Raw genomic sequence first — 7,198 nt, 5'->3', positions numbered from 1 at the left:
CCCACCCCACCCCCCCTCCCCCACCCTCTTCCCCACCCCCCCCCCCTCCCCTACGAGCCGGTGCCGCACCTGGACCGGTTCCAGGTGGGCACCCCGCCGGTGCTCGGCATGGCCGCCCTCGACCCGGCGCTGGACGTGCTCGCCGAGGCGGGCATCGACCGGGTACGTGAGAAGGGACGGCGGCTGGGCGAGGCGATCGTGACCCTGGCCGACGCCTGGCTCACCCGGTACGGCTTCACCGTGGCCTCCCCGCGCGATCCGGACCGGCGGGGCAGCCACGTCAGCCTGTACCACCCGGACGCGCTGCGGATCTCCCGGGCTCTCGCCGACGAGGGGCGGGTGGTCGGCGACTACCGCGCCCCGGGCCGGCTGCGCCTCGGCCCGGCCCCGCTCTACACCCGCTTCGTCGACGTGTGGGACGCCATGGACCGGCTCCGGGACATCGTCGAGCGGCGGTCGTACGAGCGGGTGCCCGGCGAGTCGTCCCGGGTCACCTGAGCTTGCGGGTCGATCGGGCGACGATCCCGTCGTACTCGGGGTGCTTTTCCAGCCATCCGCTGAGGAACGGGCAGACGGGCACCACGGTCCGCCCCCGGGCCCGCGCGTCGTCCATCACCGCGCGGGCCAGGGTCGACCCGACACCCTTCCCCTCGAACGCCGGGTCGACCTCGGTGTGGGTGTAGACGATGATGTTGCCGGTCAGCTGGTAGGTGACGACACCGGCGGGTGCCCCGGACTCGTCCCGCGCCTCGAACCGCTCCCGCTCCGGCACGTCGGTCACCGTGAACTGCATCCGGCCATCCAACCACGTCCCCGACCGGCACGCTCAGAAGGTGATGCGCACCTTGAGCGCGGTGCGCTCGTCCATCGCCCGGTAGCCGTCCGGCACCCCGTCGAGGGTCACCGAGCGGTCGAACACCGGGGACGGGTCGATGGTGCCGGCGAGGACGTCCGCGAGCAACTCCGGGAGGTACGCCCGGGCCGGCGCGACGCCACCGCCGAGGGCCACGTTGCGGTTGAACATCTGGCCGATGTCCACCCCGGCGCTGCCACCGTGCGGCACGCCGACGTAGCCGACCGCGCCGCCGTCGCGGGCGATGGAGATCGCGGTACGCATCGACTCCGCGGTGCCCACCGCCTCCAGCACGGCGTGCGCGCCCTGCCCGCCGGTCAGCTCCCGAACCGCGGCGACCGCCGCCTCGCCCCGTTCGGCGACGACGTCGGTGGCGCCGAAGGAGCGGGCGATGTCGGTGCGGGCGGTGTGCCGGCCCAGCGCGATGATCCGCTCGGCGCCGAGGCGCTTCGCGGCGAGCACCCCGCAGAGGCCGACCGCGCCGTCGCCCACGACCGCGACGGTGGCGCCGGGGCGGACCCGGGCGGCCAGCGCGGCGTGGTGGCCGGTGGCCATCACGTCGGACAGCGCCAGCAGGGCGGTCAGCAGCCGCTGGTCGCCCGCCGCCTCGGCGGGCAGCTTCACCAGGGTGCCGTCGGCGTACGGGACGCGGACCGCCTCCCCCTGGCCACCGTCCGAACCGGGCGAGCCCCAGAAGCCGCCCTGCGGGCAGGAGGTGTGCAGCCCCTGCTGGCAGAATTCGCAGACGCCGTCGGACCAGACGAAGGGCGCCACCACCAGGTCGCCCACCCGTACCGAGCCGACGTCGGCGCCGACGGCCTCGACCACGCCGAGGAACTCGTGCCCGATCCGCTGGCCCGGCTGCCGGTGCGCCACCCCCCGGTACGCCCACAGGTCGCTGCCGCAGATGCAGGCGAGCACGACGCGGACGACGGCGTCGCCGGGGCTACGGACCGCGGCGTCCGGCACCTCCTCGACCCGGACGTCGTTCGGGCCATGGATCACGGTGGCGCGCATGGGCGGTGTCCTCCCGGTGGGCGGCTGTCGGTCGGCGGGGCGTTCGCCCCCCGGCGCGAAACGCTAGACCGGTCCCGGCGGACCCGCCGGCCCGGCCGTGCCCGGGCGTGGCCCGGCTCACCGGCCGGCTCGCCCGATCGCGCCGCCCGCGCCGTCCGTCCGGGAGTCCCCGGAATCCGGTTGCCGGGTCGCCCATCAGGGTGGGCGGGATGCCACCGCCGACCGAAAAGGCGTGCGGTGAACCTGCGACCGGTACGCGGAACGCCGCCCCCGGCGGACGGGGACGGCGCTCCGGTCGACGGCGGTGACGGTCAGGTCATGTCGTCGTAGCGGCGTTCGATCGGTGCGGGCGCGGCGATCGGCTGTGGTGCGCCGATCGGGGCACTCGCCTCGACCCGGCCGCCGGCCTCGACCGGCTCGGCGGAGAGGTCCAGCGGCGACACCTCGTCGTCGGCGACGTCCGCGTAGATCTCCTTGCCCCGCCCGCGCCGCTTGTCGTTGAGGAAGGCCACCCCGACCGCGACGAAGTAGAGCAGGGAGAGCGCGGCGGCCAGCAGCGTCATCCCGAACGGGCCCGGGTCCGGCGTGGCAATCGCGGCGAACGCGAAGGACACGAAGATCACCACACGCCACCAGCTCAACAGCCGCCGCGCGCTGGCCACCCCGGTGAAGTTGAGCATGAGCAGGATCAGCGGGAACTCGAACGCCACCCCGAACAGCAGGATCATGTTGGTGACGAACCCGACGTACGCGGTGACCTCGAACTGGTTGGACAGCCCGCCCACCCCGGACTCCATCAGGAACCCGAGGCCCTTGTCGACCACGAAGTAAGCCAGCACCCCGCCGGCCGCGAACAGCGGCGCGGCGATCGACACGAAGACGTACGCCCACTTACGTTCGTGCCGGTGCAGGCCCGGGGCGATGAACGCCCAGAGCTGGTAGAGCCAGACCGGCCCGCCGATGATCAGGCCGAGCCAGAGCGCCAGCTTCAGCTTCAGGAGGAAACTCGTCGTCGGCGCCAACGCCAGCAGGTTTTGGCAGTGTCCGAGCGCGTCCGTCGTGTCGGGCAGCCGGCAGTACGGCCGTTTGAGCAGCAGGAACACCGGGTCGGCGAGCCAGAAGCCGGCGGCCAGGCCGGCCACGATCGCCAACGACGCGCGGAACAGCCGGTTGCGCAGCTCACGGATGTGCTCCATGAGCGTCATCGAGCCGTCGGCGGCCCGCTCGAATTCGCTCGGGCCGCGCTTCTTCAACCCGAAGGCCACGGTGGTGGGCCCTCCGGATCAGTTCTCGCGGACGCGCTGCACCGGGTCGACCGGCTGGGCGACCGGCTGCTGCGGCTGCGGGGCGTACTGCTGCTGCGGCTGCTGGGTGTTCGGCGGAAGGGGCTGGTAGCCGGCCTGCGCGTCGGCCTTCTCGGCCAGGTCGCGGTCGTCGTCGTGCAGGCTCTTGGTCTCGGCCTTGATGATCCGCAGCGAGCGGCCCAGCGAACGGGCCGCGTCGGGGAGCCGCTTCGCGCCGAACAGCAGGATCAGCACGACCACGAGTACGGCGATGTGCCACGGCTTGAGGGCACCCATGGGAAGCTCCAGTCGCTCAGGTGTGTTGAGGGGCAATCGCAGCCCATCGTACGTGGGCCGAAGACGCTTGCCACCCCGCCGGGCCCCTCGGTGCGGGCCCGGTCGGTGAAGTCTCGACCAACCCGAAGTGTCCCGTCAACCACCCACGGCGGCACGATCGTGCGCGAACTCGCCACCGAACGCGCAGCTACCGCGCAGCGGAGCGACCGCTGTCGATCATTTTCCGCGCTTCACCTTGATCACGGCCAGCCGTTCCTGCGCGACGGCCATCCGCTCCTGCAGCGCCCCGGCCCGCTGCTGGAGCACCTCGGCCGTGGACCGCAGCGCCTCCGCCTCGGCCTGGCGCCCCTGCAGGGCCAGCGCCGCCCGCCCCAGCCGGGGCAACCGCGCCAGCACCGGCCGGACCGCCAGGGCCAGCACGACGAACGCGAACAGCACGACCCCGACCACGATCCACGTCACCACGGCGGTCAGCCTACTGGGTACTGCCGGCCACCGCCGGATCGGCGCGCTCCGCCGGCGACGCGTACGCGTCGAGCGCCGCGACCGCCTGGGCGCGGACCTGCTCGGCCAGCTCGGCCGGGGCCAGCACGCTGACGTCGGACCCGAGCCCGAGCACGAACCGGCGGGCCCAGCCCAGGTCGGTCACCCGCAGCGACACCAGCCACTGCTCGCCGTCGGCCTCGACCCGCTCGCACGGGTAGTACTCGGTGATCCACCGCTCGCCCCGGCCGATCCGCAGGGTGATCAGCGGCAGGTCGGCCGAAGGGCGGAACACCCCGTCGCTGAGGTCATGCGGGCGGGCCTGCGGCGGCACCACGGCCACCTCGTCCAGCTCGGTGACCGCGTCGATCCGATCGGCCCGGAACAGCCGAACCGCCTCGGCCCGGCGGCACCACGCCTCCACGTACGCCCGGCCGCCCACCATCAGCATCCGCAGCGGGTCGATGGTCCGCTCGGTCGTCTCGTCCCGGGCGGCGGTGTAGTAGGTGATCCGCAGGGCCCGGCCGCGCTCCACCGCCGCGCGCAGCTCGCGGACCCGGGCGGTGTCGCCGGGCAGCCGCACCTCCACCGGGGCGCCGGCCAGGTCACCGGCCGCGCTCTCGATCTTGGCAAGGGCCCGCTCGACGGCCTCCCGGTTGGCCACCCCAGGCGTCTCGGCGAGCATCCGCAGCGCCACCACCAGGGCGAGCGCCTCGTCCGGGGTGAGCCGCAGCGGGCGGTCGATCCCGGCGTCGTAGGTGATGGTCACCCGGTCGCCGTCGAACGCCATGTCGATGAGATCACCCGGACCGTAGCCGGGCAGCCCGCACACCCAGAGCAGCTCCAGGTCCTCGCGGAGCTGCTTCTCGGTCACGCCCAGGTCCTGCGCCGCCTCGGCGATCTCGATGCCGGGGCGGGCCAGCAGGTAGGGCACCAGGTTGAGCAGCCGGGCCAGGCGGTCCGCCGAGGCGCGGCCACCCCGGGCCGCCGGGCGGGTCACCGGGCACCCCCGGCCATCGCCAGCTCGTCGTGCCGGGCGACGATCTCCTTCAACCGCTGGATCACGGCCTCGCGTACCTCCGGTGGATCCAGCACGCGCACGTCCGGGCCGTACCCGGTCAGCTGGCCGGCCAGGAAGTCCGCGTCGGCGTACGGCAGGACCAGGCGGTCGCCGTCCGGACCGGAGGTGCACCGCACCGCCCACCGACGCAGCCCGGCGGCCCGGCCCGGGGCGACCAGCACGGTGGCCCGGCCGGTCCGCTCCACCGGCCCGGACCAGCGGGCCACATGGCTGATCAGGTCCACCCCGGCGGGTGGCTCGTACGCCCCCGGCTGGCCGGTCGTCCGGACCGCGCCGACCACCCGCGAGAGCCGGAAGCAGCGGGTGGCCGCCCGGTCCAGGTCGTGCCCGACCACGTACCACCGGCCGCGCCAGCAGACCACGCCCCACGGCTGCAGCCGGCGGCGGGTGGGCGCGTCCCGGTCGGGCACCCGGTAGTCGAAGTTGACCTCCCGCCGGTCCCGGGCGGCGGCGGTCAGCGGGGCGAACGCCGGGTCGACCGTGACCATCGGCTCCAGACCCAGGGTGGCCTGCGGGTCCACGTCGATGCCGGCGGCGCGCAGCTTGGCCAGCCCGGACGACGCGGCGGCGGCCAGGCCGGCATGCTGCCACAGCCGCGCCGCGATGCCCACCGCGGCGGCCTCGTCCGGTTCGAGGGGGATGTCGGGCAGCGCGTACTCCCGGTGGGCGATCCGGTAGCCGGGCTCGGCGTCGAAGACGCTGGCCGTCCCGGTCTCCAGGGGCACCCCGAGCTCGCGCAGCTCGGCCTTGTCCCGTTCGAACTTGCGCTGGAACGCCTCGTGGTCCTTGGCGTCATCCGGATCGTGCTCGTAGCCGGGCACGGTCGCGGCGATCTGCGCGGCGGTGAGGAACCGTCGCGTGGAGAGCAGACAGATCACCAGGTTGACCAGGCGTTCGGTACGGGTCCGTGACACGCCTGAACGCTAGCAGCCCGCGCGTCGTGGGCGTGCACCCGCGCGGGCGCGCCGCGCGGAAGGCGCGACCGGAGCCGGCCTCGCCCACACCGGCGGTCCGTTCCGCTCCCCGGGCGGAGCGCCGTGACCGGCCATAGGGTGAGCGCATGGCGGAAGCGGAAGCCAAGACCGAGAGCCTCGCCACCGTCGTGGTGGCCGGCACGGCGAACCTCGTCATCGCGGCCGCCAAGCTGGTCGCCGGCCTGATCTCCGGCTCGGCGGCGATGCTCTCCGAGGCCGCCCACTCGGTCGCCGACACCACCACCGAGGTGCTGCTCTACCTGGCGCTGCGCCGGGGCGCGCGGCCCGCCGACCAGCACCACCCCTTCGGGTACGGCAAGGAGAGCTACGTCTGGGCGTTCCTCGCCGCGCTGTTCACCTTCGTCGTCGGCGCCGGCTTCGCCATCACGCACGGCGTCACCACGATCCTCGTGCACGAGCACACCGGGAACTACCGGGTCTCCTACATCGTGCTGGTGATCTCGTTCGCCGTCGAGTCGGTGTCCCTGGGCCGGGCCTACCAGCAGGTCCGCCGGGAAGCCCGACGCTGGCGGGCCGACACCCGCCGTTATCTGCGGCTGACCGCCGACACCACGGTCAAGGCGGTCTTCCTGGAGGACACCGCCGCCCTGATCGGCCTGCTGATCGCCGGCGTCGGCCTCGGGCTGTCCGAGCTCACCGGAGAGGAGCTCTACGACGGCATCGCCTCGATCCTGATCGGCGGGCTGCTGCTGGTGGTCGCCGGCATCCTGGCCCGCAGCAACATCTCCCTGCTGGTCGGCCGGGCGGTGTCGGAGCGGGTGCACCGGCAGATCGAGCACGAGCTGACCGAGCTGCCGACGGTGAACCGCATCGACACCCTGATGACCATGCTGCTCGGCCCGGAGGACATCCTGGTCGCCGCGAAGGTCGACTTCCACGACGACGCGACCGGCGCCGACATCGAGGCCGCCGCCGACGAGGCCGAACGGCGGCTCACCGAGCAGTACCCGGAGATCGCGTACGTCTTCCTCGACCCGACCCGGTCGATGCCCAGCACCGGCGACCGGCGGGCCCGACGCACCCAGGACGAGCAGGGGCGCCCGGTCGACGGCGGCAGCCCGGCCTGACGAGCCCGCCGGGCGACCCGGCCGCGGGCCGCCGCGACGCCGGCCGATAGCGTGCCGGACATGGTGCGATGGCGGTCCGGGACGGTGGCGGCGGTGCTCGGCGCGGTCCTCGGCGCCGCCGC

General features: G+C 74.0%; 9 protein-coding genes. 2 read left to right on the top strand and 7 right to left on the bottom strand.

Annotation, left to right across the window (positions count from 1 at the left end; all coding sequences use genetic code 11):
- A partial coding sequence (locus ONA70_RS33460) for a kynureninase/PvdN C-terminal domain-containing protein (RefSeq protein ID WP_454557367.1) occupies positions 1 to 498 on the top strand: 498 nt, incomplete at its 5' end.
- Here the strand turns inward: ONA70_RS33460 and ONA70_RS33455 are convergent.
- The 7 genes from ONA70_RS33455 to ONA70_RS33425 all read right to left on the bottom strand — a co-directional run bounded on the left by ONA70_RS33455 (position 491) and on the right by ONA70_RS33425 (position 5,928).
- Positions 491 to 793, bottom strand: coding sequence for a GNAT family N-acetyltransferase (locus ONA70_RS33455; RefSeq protein WP_265010483.1), 303 nt, complete (start codon positions 791 to 793; stop codon positions 491 to 493). The genes ONA70_RS33460 and ONA70_RS33455 overlap by 8 nt on opposite strands.
- A gap of 33 nt (positions 794 to 826) precedes the next feature.
- Complete coding sequence (locus ONA70_RS33450; protein WP_265010482.1) at positions 827 to 1,870, bottom strand: zinc-dependent alcohol dehydrogenase family protein; 1,044 nt, start codon at positions 1,868 to 1,870, stop codon at positions 827 to 829.
- Between the two features lie 311 nt (positions 1,871 to 2,181).
- A complete protein-coding gene (gene tatC / locus ONA70_RS33445) occupies positions 2,182 to 3,135 on the bottom strand; it encodes a twin-arginine translocase subunit TatC (protein WP_265010481.1) in 954 nt (317 codons plus the stop codon).
- A gap of 18 nt (positions 3,136 to 3,153) precedes the next feature.
- Positions 3,154 to 3,450 carry a Sec-independent protein translocase subunit TatA gene (gene tatA / locus ONA70_RS33440; RefSeq protein WP_265010480.1) on the bottom strand — a complete coding sequence of 99 codons (297 nt, stop codon included), beginning with the start codon at positions 3,448 to 3,450 and terminating at the stop codon, positions 3,154 to 3,156.
- A gap of 216 nt (positions 3,451 to 3,666) precedes the next feature.
- The gene (locus tag ONA70_RS33435) at positions 3,667 to 3,915 is read right to left on the bottom strand and encodes a hypothetical protein (RefSeq protein WP_265010479.1); all 249 of its coding nucleotides are present in this window, start codon (positions 3,913 to 3,915) and stop codon (positions 3,667 to 3,669) included.
- Between the two features lie 10 nt (positions 3,916 to 3,925).
- Complete coding sequence (locus tag ONA70_RS33430) at positions 3,926 to 4,933, bottom strand: helix-turn-helix transcriptional regulator (protein ID WP_265010478.1); 1,008 nt, start codon at positions 4,931 to 4,933, stop codon at positions 3,926 to 3,928.
- Positions 4,930 to 5,928 carry a helix-turn-helix transcriptional regulator gene (locus ONA70_RS33425; protein ID WP_265010477.1) on the bottom strand — a complete coding sequence of 333 codons (999 nt, stop codon included), beginning with the start codon at positions 5,926 to 5,928 and terminating at the stop codon, positions 4,930 to 4,932. Before ONA70_RS33425 ends, ONA70_RS33430 begins: the two co-directional genes overlap by 4 nt.
- Positions 5,929 to 6,074: 146 nt before the next feature.
- On the opposite strand from ONA70_RS33425, the gene ONA70_RS33420 reads away from it, so the two are divergent.
- Positions 6,075 to 7,076 carry a cation diffusion facilitator family transporter gene (locus ONA70_RS33420; protein ID WP_265010476.1) on the top strand — a complete coding sequence of 334 codons (1,002 nt, stop codon included), beginning with the start codon at positions 6,075 to 6,077 and terminating at the stop codon, positions 7,074 to 7,076.
- The last annotated feature ends 122 nt before the right edge of the window (positions 7,077 to 7,198 follow it).

The sequence above is a fragment of the Micromonospora yasonensis genome (genome assembly GCF_026013475.1).
GTDB classification, from domain to species: Bacteria; Actinomycetota; Actinomycetes; order Mycobacteriales; family Micromonosporaceae; genus Micromonospora; species Micromonospora yasonensis.
Note: the sequence above shows the minus strand (reverse complement) of the source record. Positions and strands in the feature narration are given on the sequence as shown.

Coding starts and splice junctions, on each gene's coding strand:
- tatA (WP_265010480.1), bottom strand. CDS start 3,450: ATGGGTGCCCTCAAGCCGTGGCACATCGCCGTACTCGTGGTCGTGCTG.
- ONA70_RS33450 (WP_265010482.1), bottom strand. CDS start 1,870: ATGCGCGCCACCGTGATCCATGGCCCGAACGACGTCCGGGTCGAGGAG.
- ONA70_RS33455 (WP_265010483.1), bottom strand. CDS start 793: ATGCAGTTCACGGTGACCGACGTGCCGGAGCGGGAGCGGTTCGAGGCG.
- ONA70_RS33420 (WP_265010476.1), top strand. CDS start 6,075: ATGGCGGAAGCGGAAGCCAAGACCGAGAGCCTCGCCACCGTCGTGGTG.